Raw genomic sequence first — 15,793 nt, 5'->3', positions numbered from 1 at the left:
CAAGGAAACCCCATGGCTTTTACCGATCCGTTCATCCGCCGCCCGGTGCTCGCCACCGTGGTCAGCCTGCTGATTGTGCTGCTGGGCTTCCAGGCCTGGAGCAAGCTGCCGCTGCGCCAGTATCCGCAAATGGAAAACGCCCTGATCACGGTGACCACCGCGTATCCCGGGGCCAACGCCGAAACCATCCAGGGCTATATCACCCAGCCGATGCAACAGAGCCTGGCCAGTGCCGAGGGTATCGACTACATGACCTCGGTCAGTCGCCAGAACTTCTCGGTGATTTCGATCTACGCGCGCATCGGCTCCAACAGCGACCGCTTGTTCACCGAACTGCTGGCCAAGGCCAACGAGGTAAAGAACAAACTGCCCCAGGACGCCGAAGATCCGGTGCTGAGCAAGGAAGCCGCCGACGCTTCGGCGCTGATGTACATCAGCTTCTTCAGCAAGGAGCTGAACAACCCGCAGATCACCGACTACCTGTCGCGGGTAATCCAGCCGAAACTGGCGACCCTGCCGGGCATGGCCGAGGCGGAGATTCTCGGCAACCAGGTGTTCGCCATGCGCCTGTGGATCGACCCGGTGAAACTCGCCGGTTTCGGCCTCAGCGCCAGCGACGTGACCAACGCGGTGCGCCAGTACAACTTCCTCTCCGCCGCCGGCGAAGTGAAAGGCGAGTACGTGGTCACCAGCATCAACGCCAACACCGAACTGAAGTCCGCCGAAGCCTTCGGCAAGATCCCGCTCAAGGTCAGCGGCGACAGCCGGGTGCTGCTCAGCGATGTGGCACGGGTCGAGATGGGCGCGGAGAACTACAACTCGATCAGTTCGTTCGGCGGTACGCCTTCGGTGTACATCGGGATCAAGGCCACGCCCGGGGCCAACCCGCTGGACGTGATCAAGGAAGTGCGCAAGATCATGCCGGAGCTGGAAGCCCAGCTGCCGCCCAACCTCAAGAGCGAGATTGCCTACGACGCCACGCTGTTCATCCAGGCCTCCATCGACGAAGTGGTGAAAACCCTGTTCGAGGCGGTGCTGATCGTGATCGTGGTGGTTTTCCTGTTCCTCGGTGCGCTGCGTTCAGTGGTGATTCCGGTGGTGACCATTCCGCTGTCGATGATCGGCGTAATGTTCTTCATGCAGATGATGGGCTACTCGATCAACCTGCTGACACTGCTGGCGATGGTGCTGGCCATCGGGCTGGTGGTGGACGACGCGATTGTGGTGGTGGAAAACATCCACCGGCACATCGAGGAAGGCAAGACACCGCTGGAGGCCGCGCTCGAAGGTGCCCGGGAAATCGCCATGCCGGTGGTGTCGATGACCATTACCCTGGCAGCGGTGTATGCACCGATCGGGTTCCTCACCGGGCTGACCGGGGCGCTGTTCAAAGAGTTTGCGTTGACCCTGGCCGGCGCGGTGGTGATCTCCGGCGTCGTTGCCCTGACCCTGTCGCCGATGATGTGCGCCATGCTGCTGCGCCATGACGAAAATCCCACGGGCCTGGCCCATCGCCTGGACCGGATTTTCGACAGCCTCAAGCGTCGCTATCAGAGCATGCTGCACGGTACGCTCAACACCCGGCCGGTGGTGCTGGTATTTGCGGTGATCGTGCTGTGCCTGATTCCGGTACTGCTCAAGTTCACCAAGTCGGAACTGGCACCGGACGAGGATCAGGGCATCATTTTCATGATGGCCAACGCCCCGCAACCGACCAACCTCGATTACCTGAACACCTACACCGACGAATTCATCAAGATCTTCAAAGAGTTTCCGGAGTACTACTCCTCGTTCCAGATCAACGGCTATAACGGGGTGCAGAGCGGCATCGGCGGTTTCCTGCTCAAGCCGTGGAACGAGCGCAGCCGCACGCAAATGGAGATCCTCCCCGAAGTGCAGGGCAAACTCGAGGGCATTGCGGGTCTGCAGGTCTTCGGTTTCAACCTGCCATCCCTGCCCGGTACCGGTGAAGGCCTGCCGTTCGAGTTCGTGATCAACACCGCCAACGATTACGAGCTGTTGCTGCAAGTGGCCGACCGGATCAAGAAGCGCGCCATGGAGTCGGGCAAGTTCGCCTTCGTCGACCTCGACCTGGCTTTCGACAAGCCCGAAGTGGTGGTCGACATCGACCGCGCCAAGGCGGCGCAGATGGGCGTGTCGATGCAGGATCTGGGCGGTACGCTGGCGACTTTGCTGGGCGAGGCGGAAATCAACCGGTTCACCATCGAAGGCCGCAGCTACAAGGTCATCGCCCAGGTCGAACGGGCCTACCGCGACAACCCGGACTGGCTGAACAACTACTACGTGAAAAACACCCAGGGCGAACTGCTGCCGCTGTCGACCCTGATCACCGTGACCGACCGCGCACGACCGCGACAGCTCAACCAGTTCCAGCAACTCAACGCGGCCAAGCTGTCCGGGTTCCCGCTGGTGAGCATGGGTGAAGCCATCGACGCCGTGTTGCAGATCGCCCGGGAAGAGGCCCCGGCCGGTTTTGCCTTCGATTACGGCGGCGCCTCCCGGCAGTTCGTCCAGGAAGGCAGCGCGCTGTGGGTGACCTTCGCGTTGGCGCTGGCGATCATTTTCCTGGTGCTTGCGGCGCAGTTCGAAAGCTTCCGCGACCCGCTGGTGATTCTGGTGACCGTGCCGTTGTCGATCTGCGGGGCGCTGATTCCGCTGTTCCTGGGCTGGTCGAGCATGAACATCTACACCCAGGTCGGGCTGGTGACGCTGATCGGGCTGATCAGCAAGCACGGGATCCTGATCGTCGAGTTCGCCAACCAGTTGCGCAAGGACAAGGGGCTCACACCTCGGGAGGCGGTGGAAGAAGCGGCGGCGATTCGTCTGCGTCCGGTGTTGATGACCACCGCGGCGATGGTGTTCGGCATGGTGCCGCTGATCCTGGCCACCGGTGCCGGTGCGGTCAGTCGCTTCGACATCGGGACGGTGATTGCCACGGGGATGTCGATCGGGACGCTATTTACGCTGTTTGTCCTGCCTTGCGTTTATACCGTGCTGGCGAAACCCGATCCCAAGCCATGACGCAATAAAAAAGGCCTCGCATTGGCGAGGCCTTTGGTTCTTGTAGAAAGAGATTTCAATCGATTCAACTCTGCGGCCTCATCCCTTGAGAAAGTCCGAACATGAACAGCAACAGATCATGATCGGGTTGTGTGGCCACGGCGGCTTTCGCCACCCGTGGTATCGGGCAATGCGGATCGCTCGCCGAGGCGCCTATCACCTGCATGCGTGGCTGTTCCCAGGCCGCCACCGCCAATGATGCAACTGCCAAGGCTCCTACCAGAAACAAACCTCGTGCAATTTCTAGTTTCATCGCTATAAACCTTTGATAGCGCTGCCAAACGCCGTCTCGTAAAAGTAGACGAGTTTTTTCCAGTCGGTAGCGCTGAACGACGAGTGGCGGCGCAATTGCTTCATGTCATGGGCAGCCGCGCGATAAGCGGTCAGACGTTGACGGCATTTTTCCAGATCGATCAGGGCGACTTCGACCTTGGCCGATTCGCCTTCACCGGTCACGCTGACAAAGACGTGCTTGATGTAGATGCAGCTGTGCTGCCAACGGCCCTTGTGCATGCGGGCCAGGTTTTCGGCGAGGTCCTTGAGCACACGCTCATACACCGCTTCACCGTGACGCGCACGACCACCTCCCGCTTCCCACTGTTCAAGTTCCTGAAAACCGTCCAGCGACTTGGTCACCAGCAGCGCCCGCCACTTGTGCCGAGGATCAGGCTGAGCACCGCAAAAGACGATTTCCGGCACCCGGACGCCAAGTCTGGATACACCGGTCAGCGCATCCAGTTCGCGCAGCACGGTGGGTCGCCCGAACGGGTGCAGCCAACTGCGATAAATATGTCCTGTCTGGCGTTTGGCATACAGCAGTTGACCATCGCGCCCCACCACCCGCTGTACACCACTTTCACCACCACGACGCACGTTGGGTTCTTCCACCCACTCACCGCGCTGGTTCCAGTAGTAGTCGAAGCGATCCTCGGGAGCGACTTCCGCTTCTGCTGCAAATTGCACTGCCATCCTCTTACCTCTTGCGTAATACGTAGACTCGCCACATGGCATAGAGCGGAATAAAGTCCAGTTGTTCCTGGATCCGGAATCCTGCTTCTTCGAGTTCCTTTTCAACCGTTGCGGCCGGTAACACAAAGCGGTTCTGGTAACCTTCCTGCCCACGTTTGCGCTCGGCGCGCTTGCGTTTCCAGGCCTTGAAATTGCCATCCACCCACAGCGAAATAATCACGCTGTCCCGGGTCACGCGCTCGAACTCGCGCAAAATCGCCCGGCGGTGCTCGGCTTCACCGATGTGATGCAGCAGTCGCATGCAGAAAATGCTGTCGACGGCGTTATCAGGCAAGGCAATGTCGAACGCAGAGGTGTGCAAGGGTTGTACCCGTTTCACCACATCCGCCGGTTGCGCCTGCATTGCGGTCTTGATCATCGATTCGGAGTTGTCCGCCCCGATGATCACCCGGTTGGGCTTTTCCGCCAGCAATGGCCAGAAGCGCCCTGCACCGCAGGGCAGATCCAGCACCAGTCCCGGCTCACCAACGAGGGTCAACGCCTTGCGGGCCAACTGCTGATCCCGCCAGTTGGACAACCGGCGTCCCAAACCGTCCTGATGCTTGCGCAAATATTTCTGCGCATGGTTGTCGTCGTACTTTTCGGAAAAATCGAGCTTGATCGGGCCGGCCATCACCAGGACTCCTGAATTACTGATGACATCACCTTAAGCAGCGGCGTGTCAGCATCAGGTCATCCCTTTGTGAAAAAAACGTCATGTAAATCGGCAAACTATTTCAAGGTTATACAGGGTTTAGACAGATTGTCGGCAGCATTGCGTTGTAAAAAAGCCGGTTAGCGTTTACCCAGATCCACCTCGAAACGGCAGCCATTGGGTTCCATCGTGCTCAATGTGACGCTCCAGCCCTGGTTCTCGCAAATGCGTTGAACCAGTGAGAGCCCCAAACCAAGGCCCTCGCCGCGCTTTTCATTGCCGCGCACGAAAGGCTGGAACATGGCTTCACGTTTTTCCTCGGGAATGCCCACCCCCGAATCCTCGACCACGAATCCGTTGTCGTTCAGCGTCAGCCGGATGAACCCCTGTTCGGTGTAGTGCAAGGCGTTACGCAGCAAGTTACCCATGACGGCATTGAGCAGCGTTGCGTTGTAGCGGGTGTCGGGCGGATTGCCTGGTTCGAATATCAGTTGCAGCCCCTTGGATTCGATCGGCTCGCGCCAAAGACACAGCAAGCTGTCGGCCACTTGCGAGAGGTTTTGCTGGGGCGCTGCGCCTGCGTCTTCACGCTGGGCCCGGGCCAGCATCAGGAAGGTCTGCACCAGTTCACGCATTTCTTCGCTGGCCCGCGCAATGCGCTGGACCTGGGCTCGCCCTCGCTGATCGATCCCCGGATTCTCCAACAGCAGCTCACAGGAGCTGGCCAGCACCATCAACGGGGTCCGCAATTCGTGACTGACATCGCTGGTAAACAAACGCTCCCGCGTCAGTGCCTGACGCAAGCGCCCAAGGGTCGCGTCGAACGCCACCGCCAGCTCGCCCACCTCGTCTGCCGCGTAGTCCGGTGCCAGCGGAGGCGCCAGCCCGAGTAACTGGTCGCGATGACGCACCTGCCGGGCCAGCCGCACCACCGGGGCCATCACCTTGCGCGCCAGCACCCAGCCAAGGAACACCGCCAGCGCCAGACTGAGCACGAAGCCCACCAGCACCACGGCGAACAGCACTCGCTCACGCTCCTCGAAATCGCTTTGATCCTGCAGCAGCACATAACGACGACCATCGACGATCTCGACCATCGCGTGATACGACAGCTGCTCGCGAAAGACTTCATGGAAACCCGAATCCAGGTGTCGCAAATCCTTGGGCAGCTCGAAATCGCCCGGCCCGCCGCTGAAATAAAACAACTGATCCGGTTCCGGCCGATGGCTCCAGTCCGAGACGTTATCCATCAGCAGCAGGCGTTGCAGGTCACCGCCCAGCCCGGCGGAAATCAGTTTTTCCTCGACCAGGTGCACGGTCGCGACGATGCCCATGGCAAACGCCCCGGCCACCAGCGCGCTCATCAGCGCAAAAGCGATGATAATCCGCTGGGCAAGGCTTTGCTTAAACTCCATCGCGGCCCTCGGCCAGGCGATAGCCCACGCCGTGCACGGTGTGCAGCAGCGGTTTGGCGAACGGTTTGTCGATTACCTGACGCAATTGGTGGACGTGGCTGCGCAGGCTGTCGCTGTCCGGGCAGTCATCGCCCCACAGCGCCTCCTCGAGAATTTCCCGACGCAGGACATGCGGGCTCTTTTGCATCAGCACCGCCAGCAATTTGAGGCCGACCGGGTTGAGCTTGAGTAATTTGCCTTCGCGGGTCACTTCGAGGGTATCGAGGTCGTAGCTCAGATCACCGACCTGCAGGGCCCGACGACCGCCGCCCTGAGTGCGGCGCATCACCGCTTCGACCCGGGCCGCCAGCTCCGACAGCGCGAACGGCTTGACCAGATAATCGTCGGCTCCGGACTTGAAGCCCTGCAAACGGTCATCGAGCTGATCCCGGGCGGTGAGCATGATCACCGGCGTATCGCGACGGGCGTCTTCGCGCAGGCGCTTGCACAGGGTGTAGCCGTCGATGCCCGGCAGCATGATGTCGAGCACGATCAGGTCGTAATGCTCGGTGGCCGCCAGATGCAGGCCCGACAGACCGTCCTGGGCGCAGTCGACGGTATAGCCTTTGAGCCCCAGGTAATCGGCCAGATTGGCCAGGATATCGCGGTTGTCTTCGACCAATAGAATTCGCATGGGCACCTCCTCCGTACACGGTAGCGGCCGTCTTGGCCCGCGCAGCTTACGGCCAAGTGTGGCTCACGGCTAGGCGCGGGGCAGGTTGATTTGACTTAATTGCACGGATCGCCGGACTTGACGAGTTTTTCACGAGCGGCCGACAAATCGCCGACAGAACCGGGCGCAGACTCACGCGGTTGTGCTTCTTTGAAGACCTTACCGATGAAGGAATTGCCATGGTTTCAATCTCTGCCCGCCCTGCTTCAAGGCCTTTGAATGTATGGCTTTGCCTGGGCATTCCCGCCGCTGCGGCAGTCATTCTGGTGTTGCTGGAATTGACCGACCTGGACATGGATCTGGCCCGGCTGTTTTACGACCCGGTCGCGGGCGACTTCATCGGCCGCCACAGTTATTTTCTCGAAGACATTCTCCATGACCGCGCCAAACAAGTGGTGATCGCCTTTTCGGTGTTTTCCATCCTCGGGTTCATCGGCGCGTTTTTCATCGAGCGGCTCAAACCGTTCAAACGCGAGCTGGGCTGCCTGGTGTTGTCGCTGGGTCTGGCTACCTCATTTGTCACGCCGGTGAAAGCCGTGACAGCGGTGCAATGCCCCTGGAGTCTCGAGCAGTTCGGCGGCCACGAAACCTACAGCAAGCTGCTGGAGCATCGCCCGCCGACCGACAAACCCGGTCGTTGCTGGCCGGGTGGTCATGCGGCTACCGGGTTCACCTTGTTTGCGCTGTTCTTCGTGCTGCGTGACCGTCGCCCTCGGCTGGCCCGTCAGGCGTTCATCTTTGCCTTCGCGCTGGGTTCGGTGTTTTCGATCAGCCGGATGATGCAGGGCGCGCACTTCTTCTCCCACAACGTGTGGACGGCGATCTTCTGCTGGCTGATCTGTCTGGGGTCGTATTACTGGGTTCTGTATCGCCCGGCAGCCAGAACCCAGGCCACGACGCTGGTACAACCGGCCAACGCCTGACCCCTGCAACGCGGGCAATAAAAAACCCCGTCTGCTCTCGCAGACGGGGTTTTTCGTTACAGGGGGTAAGGCTGGCTTACATCATGCCGCCCATGCCACCCATGCCGCCCATGTCTGGCATACCGCCCATGGCTGGCTTGTCTTCGGCAATGTCAGCAACCATCGCTTCAGTGGTAATCATCAGGCTGGCAATCGACGAAGCCGCTTGCAGAGCCGAACGAGTCACTTTAGCCGGGTCCAGAATACCCATTTCAATCATGTCGCCGTATTCGCCGGTAGCAGCGTTGTAACCGAAGTTACCCGAACCCTGCTTGACCTTGTCGACAACCACGCTTGGCTCGTCACCGGAGTTGGCAACGATCTGGCGCAGAGGCGCTTCAACAGCGCGACGCAGCAACTGAATACCAACGTTCTGGTCTTCGTTGTCGCCTTTCAGATCAGCAATGGCTTGCAGCGAGCGAACCAGCGCAACACCACCGCCAGGTACCACGCCTTCTTCAACGGCTGCGCGGGTTGCGTGCAGGGCGTCTTCAACGCGGGCTTTCTTCTCTTTCATTTCAACTTCGGAACCGGCGCCAACCTTGATCACCGCAACGCCGCCGGACAGCTTGGCCAGACGCTCTTGCAGTTTTTCACGATCGTAGTCCGAAGAGGTTTCTTCGACTTGAGCGCGGATCTGTGTAACGCGAGCCTGAATGTCGCCTTCGCTGCCAGCACCGTCAACAATAACGGTGTTTTCCTTGGACAGGGTCACGCGCTTGGCGTTGCCCAGGTGTTCCAGGGTGGTGCTTTCCAGGCTCAGGCCGATCTCTTCGGAGATCACGGTACCGCCGGTCAGAACGGCGATGTCCTGCAGCATGGCCTTGCGACGGTCGCCGAAGCCTGGAGCCTTGACGGCTGCGACTTTAACGATGCCGCGCATGTTGTTCACGACCAGGGTCGCCAGGGCTTCGCCTTCAACGTCTTCGGCCACGATCAGCAGTGGACGGCCGGCTTTGGCCACGGCTTCCAGCACTGGCAGCATTTCGCGGATGTTCGAGATCTTCTTGTCGACCAGCAGGATCAGCGGGCCGTCAAGCTCGGCAACCATGGTGTCCGGCTTGTTGACGAAGTACGGGGACAGGTAGCCGCGGTCGAACTGCATGCCTTCTACAACCGACAGTTCGTTTTCCAGGCCCGAGCCTTCTTCAACGGTGATCACGCCTTCTTTACCGACTTTTTCCATGGCTTCGGCAATGATGTCACCGATGGAGCTGTCGGAGTTGGCGGAGATGGTGCCGACCTGGGCGATTGCCTTGGTGTCTGCACATGGCTTGGACTGAGCTTTCAGCTCTTTGACGATGGCGATGGTCGCCTTGTCGATGCCGCGCTTCAGGTCCATCGGGTTCATGCCGGCAGCGACGGCTTTCAGGCCTTCGTTGACGATGGCCTGGGCCAGTACAGTAGCGGTGGTGGTGCCGTCGCCCGCGTCATCGTTGGCGCGCGAAGCAACGTCTTTGACCAACTGAGCGCCCATGTTTTCAAAGGAGTCTTTCAGTTCGATTTCCTTGGCAACGGAAACGCCGTCCTTGGTGATGGTCGGAGCGCCGAAGCTTTTTGCCAGGATCACGTTACGGCCTTTCGGGCCCAGGGTCGCTTTTACCGCGTCAGCCAGGACGTTTACGCCAACCAGCATTTTTTTGCGGGCGGAATCGCCGAATTTAACTTCTTTAGCAGCCATGATCGATATTCCTTAAATACTTTGTAGTAGCGGGAAAATGAGCGGGTAATCAGCCTTCGATAACAGCGAGGATTTCGTTCTCGCTCATTACCAGCAGGTCTTCGCCGTCGACTTTCACAGTGTTGCTGCCGGAGTAAGGACCGAACACAACCTTGTCGCCTTCCTTCACGGACAGTGGGCGCACTTCGCCGTTGTCCAGAACTTTGCCCGGGCCTACAGCGAGAATCACACCGTGGTTGGCTTTTTCAGCAGCCGAACCTGGCAGGACGATACCGCCAGCGGTTTTCTTTTCTTCTTCGCTGCGACGGATAACGACGCGGTCATGCAGAGGACGAAGCTTCATTGTCGATCTCTCCTAATTGTGGTTTTCATCGGCCGGTGTAGTCCCGGCGGGTTTAACGAATCCGGCCTGCGCCGGTTGCGGCTCGCCGAGCGAACCGCGGAAGTCTGTCCGACTCATATGTCGGAACCTTGCGGTGACCGATACATAAGGGCGCATAAGCTTATTACAAGGGCTGGGGACAAAAATTTTTCATGCGGCGGCATGAATTCGTCCCCTAAACGAACACGGCACCCGAAGGTGCCGTGTCGATGCGAAAGCTACTTGCTGTCGCGATGCTCGAACTCGCCTTCGATCACATCGCCTTCGCGGCCCAGAGGCTGGCGCGGTGCAGGACCGCCGCGAGGTTGCAGATCATCGGCGAACGCTCGCTGGCGCATGGCCTGTTCTTCGGCGCGCTGGCGCATCTTGTTGGCGACCAGCCGACGACTGAACGGCAGCAGCAGCACCAGACCGACCACATCGCTGATGAAACCCGGCAGGATCAACAGGCCACCGGCCAGGGCCAGCATCAGCCCTTCAAGCATGGTTTGCGCTGGCAGTTCGCCGCGGTTCAGGCTTTCACGGGCACGCAGTGCGGTGGCCAGCCCGGCGACGCGCAGCACGAACACGCCGAACATCGAGCCGAGAATGATCAGCAGCAGGGCCGGGAAGAACCCGATAGCCCCTGCCACTTTGACGAATACGAACAGCTCCAACACCGGGAACAGCAGAAAGAGCAACAAAAAAGGGCGCATCAAAGTTTCCTCAACGCAAGAAATGCCTTGCAGTAAGCCTTAGATGACGTCGCCCTTTCGTGAATTCAAGCGTCGGCCAGCGCATTTTTTGGCCAGACCTCGGCGCGAGCCAGAGAAACCAAGGCCTCGCGCACTTGTATCGGCGTATGACAAGGTGCTTGAAACGGCAGCCAGTACAGCGCCTGGCCGATGCGCAGGTGCATGCCTTCGGTATCGATCCCGGCCAGCTGCGCCGGTACGGTTTTCGGCAGTCCTGCGAGGTCGACGTAATGAGCGATGGCCTTGGCATGGTCGCTGTTCATGTGCTCGACCATGCTGATTTCCGCCTTGCCGGCGAACGGGTTGGCCAGGGTCAGGTGATCGACCCAGTGGATCGCGCCGAAACCGCCGATGTAGCGATGACGCACCGGTTTGAGCACCCAGAAGTCGAAATCGTGGGCCTTGTGGTAATTCTGCGAATCGGGGAAATAGCGGTAGTAACGCTCGGCGGCGGCTTCGATGGACGCAGCGTCTTCGAGCTTTTCCGCCTCGGCCAGATAGGTCAGGCGACCAACGGCTTGCACATCGTCAGCCTCACGCTCGCCCACCAGCAGCGAGCATTTTGGGTCTTTCTGCAGGTTGTGGGTGTGCTGGGCGATGCGGCTGATCAGGATCAGCGGCCGGCCCTGGTCGTCCAGGCAGTAGGGAACCACAGAGCCGAATGGAAAACCGGGCATCGATTTGGAGTGGGTCGACAGCACGCCACGGTATTCCTTGAGAAGCAATTCTCGGGCATTCTTAGCCGCTTCAACGCTCAATTTATGACTCCTTAAATAGAATCCGTCGACAAAACGGACAGGCGCATGGGTTTTGTCCCACTCGCCATCGGGCAGTTCTCATGTGCAACAGGCTGCTGGCCGGTGCAGATCGAGAGGCTACCTGTAAGGACCACTCTGACCTGCTCTCGGGGACATGCGAATGCAACTCAACGACAAAGTAATCATTATCACTGGCGGTTGCCAAGGCTTGGGCCGCTCGATGGCCGAGTATTTCGCGGGCAAGGGCGCTAAGCTGGCGCTGGTCGACCTGAACCAGGAAAAACTCGACGACGCGGTCGCGGCCTGCAAGGCCAAGGGTGTCGAGGCGCGCAGCTATCTGTGCAACGTCGCCAACGAAGAGCAGGTGACGCACATGGTCGCCCAGGTCGCCGAAGACTTCGGCGCGATCCATGGCCTGATCAACAACGCCGGGATCCTGCGCGACGGCCTGCTGCTCAAGGTCAAGGACGGCGAGATGACCAGGATGAGCCTGGCCCAGTGGCAGGCGGTGATCGACGTCAACCTGACCGGCGTGTTCCTCTGCACCCGTGAAGTGGCGGCAAAAATGGTCGAGCTGAAGAACAGCGGCGCGATCATCAACATCTCGTCGATCTCCCGCGCGGGCAACGTCGGCCAGACCAACTACTCCGCCGCCAAGGCCGGCGTCGCTGCGGCGACCGTGACCTGGGCCAAGGAACTGGCGCGCTACGGCATTCGCGTGGCGGGCATTGCGCCGGGCTTCATCGAAACCGAGATGACCCTGGGCATGAAGCCAGAAGCGCTGGAGAAAATGACCTCCGGCATTCCGCTCAAGCGCATGGGCAAGCCGGAAGAGATTGCCCACTCGGCGGCGTACATCTTCGAGAACGACTACTACACCGGTCGGATTCTGGAGATGGACGGCGGGCTGCGCATCTGACCTCTGTCGCGGAATGAAAAACGCCCCGGTGCACTGGCACCGGGGCGTTTTTGTTTAAACGACAGGTATCAATCGTCGCTGATGGTGATGTTCGGCATCGCCGGCGAGGCCGCTTCCTGCAACACGATCCGCGCGCCGACGTGGCGGGCCAGTTCCTGATAGACCATGGCGATCTGGCTGTCCGGCTCGGAAATCACCGTCGGCTTACCGCCATCGGCCTGTTCGCGAATCAGCATCGACAATGGCAACGAGGCCAGCAGCTCGACGCCGAACTGGGTCGCCAGCTTCTCGCCACCGCCCTCGCCGAACAGATGCTCGGCATGACCACAGTTCGAGCAGATGTGCACGGCCATGTTTTCCACCACGCCCAGCACCGGAATGTTGACCTTGCGGAACATCTCCACGCCTTTACGCGCGTCCAGCAGCGCCAGATCCTGCGGTGTGGTGACGATCACCGCACCGGCCACCGGGACTTTCTGCGCCAGGGTCAGCTGGATGTCGCCGGTGCCTGGCGGCATATCGATGACCAGATAATCCAGATCACCCCAGGCGGTTTGCGTGACCAGTTGCAGCAGCGCGCCGGAGACCATCGGCCCGCGCCAGACCATCGGCGTGTTGTCGTCGGTCAGGAAGGCCATCGACATCACTTCCACGCCGTGGGCCTGCAGGGGTACGAACCATTTCTGATCCTTGACCTGCGGACGGGTGCCCTCGGGAATGCCGAACATGATGCCCTGGCTCGGGCCGTAGATATCGGCGTCGAGAATCCCGACCTTCGCGCCCTCACGGGCCAGCGCCAGCGCCAGGTTGGCGGCGGTGGTGGATTTGCCCACACCGCCCTTGCCCGATGCCACGGCGACCACGTTCTTGACGTTGGCCAGCCCCGGAACCTGTGCCTGGGCCTTGTGCGCAGCGATCACGCTGTTGACTTCGACCTTCGCAGTCACCACGCCGTCGAGGTTTTCGATGGCCAGTTGCAGCAACTGCGCCCAGCCGCTCTTGAACAGACCGGCGGCATAGCCGATTTCCAGCTGCACGCTGACGCGATCGCCAGCGATTTCGATGTTGCGCACGCAACCGGCGCTGACCGGATCCTGATTCAGGTAAGGGTCGGTGTATTGGCTGAGGACGGCTTCCACCGCTGCGCGAGTGACGGCACTCATGGGCAACTCCGATAACAAGACTGGGAAAAGATGGCAGGTATCCTACCCCTTCTGTCCCCCGGACGGCATGTCCGGCAACGATTTGCAGAGGTGAAATATCTTTCCCGGCGCTTTATAGTGGCCGACCTCCGTTTCATCAAGTAGCGAAGCCCCACATGTCCGAACCACGCAAGATTCTCGTCACCAGCGCCCTGCCCTACGCCAACGGTTCGATCCACCTTGGCCATATGCTGGAATACATCCAGACCGATATGTGGGTGCGCTTCCAGAAGCATCGCGGCAATCAGTGCATTTATGTCTGCGCCGACGACGCCCACGGTTCGGCAATCATGCTGCGCGCGGAAAAGGAAGGCATCACTCCGGAACAACTGATCGCCAACGTCCAGGCCGAACACAGCGCCGACTTTGCCGAGTTCCTGGTGGACTTCGACAACTTCCACTCCACTCACGCCGAAGAAAACCGTGAGCTGTCGAGCCAGATCTACCTGAAGCTGCGTGACGCCGGGCACATCGCCCAACGTTCGATCACCCAGTATTTCGACCCGGAAAAGAAAATGTTCCTGGCCGACCGCTTCATCAAGGGCACCTGCCCGAAATGCGGCACCGAAGACCAGTACGGCGACAACTGCGAAAAATGCGGTGCGACCTACGCACCGACCGACCTGAAGGATCCGAAATCGGCGATCTCCGGTGCCACTCCGGTGCTCAAGGATTCCCAGCACTTCTTCTTCAAGCTGCCGGACTTTCAGGAAATGCTCCAGGCCTGGACCCGCAGCGGCACCCTGCAGGACGCCGTGGCCAACAAGATCGCCGAATGGCTGGACGCCGGCCTGCAACAGTGGGACATCTCCCGCGATGCGCCGTACTTCGGCTTCGAGATCCCGGGCGAACCTGGCAAATACTTCTACGTGTGGCTGGACGCGCCGATCGGCTACATGGCCAGCTTCAAGAACCTGTGCAACCGCACGCCGGAGCTGGACTTCGACGCGTTCTGGGGCAAGGACTCCACCGCCGAGCTGTACCACTTCATCGGCAAGGACATCGTCAACTTCCACGCCCTGTTCTGGCCGGCGATGCTCGAAGGCGCGGGTTTCCGCAAGCCGACCGGGATCAACGTGCACGGCTACCTGACCGTCAACGGCCAGAAGATGTCCAAGTCCCGCGGCACTTTCATCAAGGCCCGTACCTACCTGGATCACCTGTCGCCGGAATACCTGCGCTATTACTACGCGGCCAAACTGGGCCGTGGCGTGGACGACCTCGACCTGAACCTCGAAGACTTCGTGCAGAAGGTCAACTCCGATCTGGTCGGCAAAGTCGTCAACATCGCCAGCCGTTGCGCCGGTTTCATCCAGAAGGGCAACGCCGGCCTGTTGGTGGACAACAACGCCGCGCCGGAACTGACCGAAGCGTTCCTGGCCGCCGCGCCGAGCATCGCCGACGCCTATGAAGCCCGCGACTTCGCCCGTGCCATGCGTGAAACCATGGCCCTGGCCGACCGCGCCAACGCCTGGATCGCCGACAAGGCGCCGTGGTCGCTGAACAAGCAGGAAGGCAAGCAGGATGAAGTCCAGGCGGTCTGTGCCACGGCGATCAATCTGTTCCGCCAACTGGTGATCTTCCTCAAACCGGTGCTGCCAGTGCTGGCCGCCGATGCCGAGGCGTTCCTCAACGTCGCCCCGCTGACCTGGAACGACCACACCACCCTGCTGGCCAACCACCAGTTGAACGAATTCAAACCGTTGATGACCCGCATCGACCCGGTAAAAGTGCAAGCCATGACCGACGCCTCGAAAGAAGACCTGACCGCCAGCCAGACTGACACCGGTGCCGCCGCACCTGCCGGCAATGGCGAACTGGCCAAGGATCCGCTGTCGCCGGAAATCGACTTCGACACGTTCGCCGCCGTCGACTTGCGCGTCGCGCTGATCGTCAAGGCCGAACACGTGGAAGGCGCGGACAAGCTGCTGCGCCTGACCCTCGACATCGGTGACGAGCAACGCAACGTGTTCTCCGGGATCAAAAGCGCTTACCCGGATCCGTCGAAGCTCGACGGTCGCCTGACCATGATGATCGCCAACCTCAAGCCACGGAAAATGAAGTTCGGCATCTCCGAAGGCATGGTGATGGCGGCCGGCCCTGGCGGTGAAGAAATCTACCTGCTGAGCCCGGACAGCGGCGCCAAGCCGGGTCAGCGCATCAAGTAAGGTTCTGCCCTGACAGATCCCACAGGCGTGCTCCGTGCGTCTGTGGGATTTTTCATATCCGGCCCGCCCTCCACGGCTGCCGGATAATGCCTAACCTTAAGGACACACGCCCGTTT

Annotated in this window: 14 protein-coding genes; 4 read left to right on the top strand and 10 right to left on the bottom strand. The window is 60.2% G+C overall.

Annotation, left to right across the window (positions count from 1 at the left end):
- Positions 1–12: 12 nt before the first annotated feature.
- Positions 13–3,042, top strand: a complete 3,030-nt coding sequence (locus tag ACKJSM_RS01035; RefSeq protein ID WP_236182412.1) for a multidrug efflux RND transporter permease subunit — start codon at positions 13–15, stop codon at positions 3,040–3,042.
- 64 nt (positions 3,043–3,106) lie between these two features.
- Here the strand turns inward: ACKJSM_RS01035 and ACKJSM_RS01030 are convergent, their stop codons facing one another.
- The 5 genes from ACKJSM_RS01030 to colR form a co-directional block, all read right to left on the bottom strand.
- Positions 3,107–3,334 carry a hypothetical protein gene (locus tag ACKJSM_RS01030; RefSeq protein ID WP_410236430.1) on the bottom strand — a complete coding sequence of 76 codons (228 nt, stop codon included), beginning with the start codon at positions 3,332–3,334 and terminating at the stop codon, positions 3,107–3,109.
- A gap of 2 nt (positions 3,335–3,336) precedes the next feature.
- Positions 3,337–4,050 carry a lipopolysaccharide kinase InaA family protein gene (locus tag ACKJSM_RS01025; protein ID WP_236181308.1) on the bottom strand — a complete coding sequence of 238 codons (714 nt, stop codon included), beginning with the start codon at positions 4,048–4,050 and terminating at the stop codon, positions 3,337–3,339.
- 4 nt (positions 4,051–4,054) lie between these two features.
- A complete protein-coding gene (locus ACKJSM_RS01020) occupies positions 4,055–4,723 on the bottom strand; it encodes a class I SAM-dependent methyltransferase (RefSeq protein ID WP_410236429.1) in 669 nt (222 codons plus the stop codon).
- 161 nt (positions 4,724–4,884) lie between these two features.
- Entirely contained in the window at positions 4,885–6,159 is a 1,275-nt protein-coding gene (locus ACKJSM_RS01015; RefSeq protein WP_410236428.1) for a sensor histidine kinase, read from the bottom strand.
- Entirely contained in the window at positions 6,149–6,832 is a 684-nt protein-coding gene (colR, locus tag ACKJSM_RS01010) for a two-component system response regulator ColR (protein WP_007953224.1), read from the bottom strand. The genes ACKJSM_RS01015 and colR overlap by 11 nt, the downstream gene beginning before the upstream one ends.
- A gap of 218 nt (positions 6,833–7,050) precedes the next feature.
- Between colR and ACKJSM_RS01005 the strand changes: the two genes are divergently transcribed.
- Positions 7,051–7,794, top strand: a complete 744-nt coding sequence (locus ACKJSM_RS01005) for a phosphatase PAP2 family protein (RefSeq protein WP_236181306.1) — start codon at positions 7,051–7,053, stop codon at positions 7,792–7,794.
- A gap of 76 nt (positions 7,795–7,870) precedes the next feature.
- On the opposite strand, the gene groL is transcribed toward ACKJSM_RS01005, so the two are convergent.
- The 4 genes from groL to ACKJSM_RS00985 all read right to left on the bottom strand — a co-directional run bounded on the left by groL (position 7,871) and on the right by ACKJSM_RS00985 (position 11,388).
- Positions 7,871–9,514, bottom strand: a complete 1,644-nt coding sequence (gene groL / locus ACKJSM_RS01000; protein WP_236181305.1) for a chaperonin GroEL — start codon at positions 9,512–9,514, stop codon at positions 7,871–7,873.
- A gap of 49 nt (positions 9,515–9,563) precedes the next feature.
- Positions 9,564–9,857 (bottom strand): co-chaperone GroES, encoded by a 294-nt coding sequence (locus ACKJSM_RS00995; RefSeq protein ID WP_236181304.1) that lies wholly within the window; start codon positions 9,855–9,857, stop codon positions 9,564–9,566.
- 257 nt (positions 9,858–10,114) lie between these two features.
- Complete coding sequence (locus tag ACKJSM_RS00990; protein ID WP_064599125.1) at positions 10,115–10,591, bottom strand: FxsA family protein; 477 nt, start codon at positions 10,589–10,591, stop codon at positions 10,115–10,117.
- 65 nt (positions 10,592–10,656) lie between these two features.
- Complete coding sequence (locus ACKJSM_RS00985; protein ID WP_236181303.1) at positions 10,657–11,388, bottom strand: HugZ family protein; 732 nt, start codon at positions 11,386–11,388, stop codon at positions 10,657–10,659.
- A gap of 160 nt (positions 11,389–11,548) precedes the next feature.
- Here ACKJSM_RS00985 and ACKJSM_RS00980 point away from each other — a divergent pair, with 160 nt between their 5' ends.
- The gene (locus ACKJSM_RS00980; protein ID WP_085654774.1) at positions 11,549–12,307 is read left to right on the top strand and encodes an SDR family oxidoreductase; all 759 of its coding nucleotides are present in this window, start codon (positions 11,549–11,551) and stop codon (positions 12,305–12,307) included.
- Between the two features lie 68 nt (positions 12,308–12,375).
- Here the strand turns inward: ACKJSM_RS00980 and apbC are convergent, their stop codons facing one another.
- Positions 12,376–13,470, bottom strand: coding sequence for an iron-sulfur cluster carrier protein ApbC (apbC, locus tag ACKJSM_RS00975; RefSeq protein WP_236181301.1), 1,095 nt, complete (start codon positions 13,468–13,470; stop codon positions 12,376–12,378).
- Between the two features lie 155 nt (positions 13,471–13,625).
- Here apbC and metG point away from each other — a divergent pair, with 155 nt between their 5' ends.
- Positions 13,626–15,677 (top strand): methionine--tRNA ligase, encoded by a 2,052-nt coding sequence (gene metG / locus ACKJSM_RS00970; protein ID WP_085709538.1) that lies wholly within the window; start codon positions 13,626–13,628, stop codon positions 15,675–15,677.
- Positions 15,678–15,793 lie beyond the last annotated feature (116 nt).

Source organism: Pseudomonas sp. PHC1 (genome assembly GCF_046487845.1).
Lineage (GTDB): Bacteria > Pseudomonadota > Gammaproteobacteria > Pseudomonadales > Pseudomonadaceae > Aquipseudomonas > Aquipseudomonas sputi.
This window is presented reverse-complemented; position numbering and strand designations above follow the sequence as displayed.

What these genes read in the sequence shown, in the direction of transcription:
- ACKJSM_RS00990 (WP_064599125.1), bottom strand. Translation starts at nt 10,591, where the DNA reads ATGCGCCCTTTTTTGTTGCTCTTTCTGCTGTTCCCGGTGTTGGAGCTG.
- ACKJSM_RS00980 (WP_085654774.1), top strand. Translation starts at nt 11,549, where the DNA reads ATGCAACTCAACGACAAAGTAATCATTATCACTGGCGGTTGCCAAGGC.
- metG (WP_085709538.1), top strand. Translation starts at nt 13,626, where the DNA reads ATGTCCGAACCACGCAAGATTCTCGTCACCAGCGCCCTGCCCTACGCC.
- ACKJSM_RS01030 (WP_410236430.1), bottom strand. Translation starts at nt 3,334, where the DNA reads ATGAAACTAGAAATTGCACGAGGTTTGTTTCTGGTAGGAGCCTTGGCA.
- ACKJSM_RS01005 (WP_236181306.1), top strand. Translation starts at nt 7,051, where the DNA reads ATGGTTTCAATCTCTGCCCGCCCTGCTTCAAGGCCTTTGAATGTATGG.
- colR (WP_007953224.1), bottom strand. Translation starts at nt 6,832, where the DNA reads ATGCGAATTCTATTGGTCGAAGACAACCGCGATATCCTGGCCAATCTG.
- ACKJSM_RS01020 (WP_410236429.1), bottom strand. Translation starts at nt 4,723, where the DNA reads ATGGCCGGCCCGATCAAGCTCGATTTTTCCGAAAAGTACGACGACAAC.
- ACKJSM_RS01025 (WP_236181308.1), bottom strand. Translation starts at nt 4,050, where the DNA reads ATGGCAGTGCAATTTGCAGCAGAAGCGGAAGTCGCTCCCGAGGATCGC.
- ACKJSM_RS01035 (WP_236182412.1), top strand. Translation starts at nt 13, where the DNA reads ATGGCTTTTACCGATCCGTTCATCCGCCGCCCGGTGCTCGCCACCGTG.
- groL (WP_236181305.1), bottom strand. Translation starts at nt 9,514, where the DNA reads ATGGCTGCTAAAGAAGTTAAATTCGGCGATTCCGCCCGCAAAAAAATG.
- ACKJSM_RS00995 (WP_236181304.1), bottom strand. Translation starts at nt 9,857, where the DNA reads ATGAAGCTTCGTCCTCTGCATGACCGCGTCGTTATCCGTCGCAGCGAA.
- apbC (WP_236181301.1), bottom strand. Translation starts at nt 13,470, where the DNA reads ATGAGTGCCGTCACTCGCGCAGCGGTGGAAGCCGTCCTCAGCCAATAC.
- ACKJSM_RS01015 (WP_410236428.1), bottom strand. Translation starts at nt 6,159, where the DNA reads ATGGAGTTTAAGCAAAGCCTTGCCCAGCGGATTATCATCGCTTTTGCG.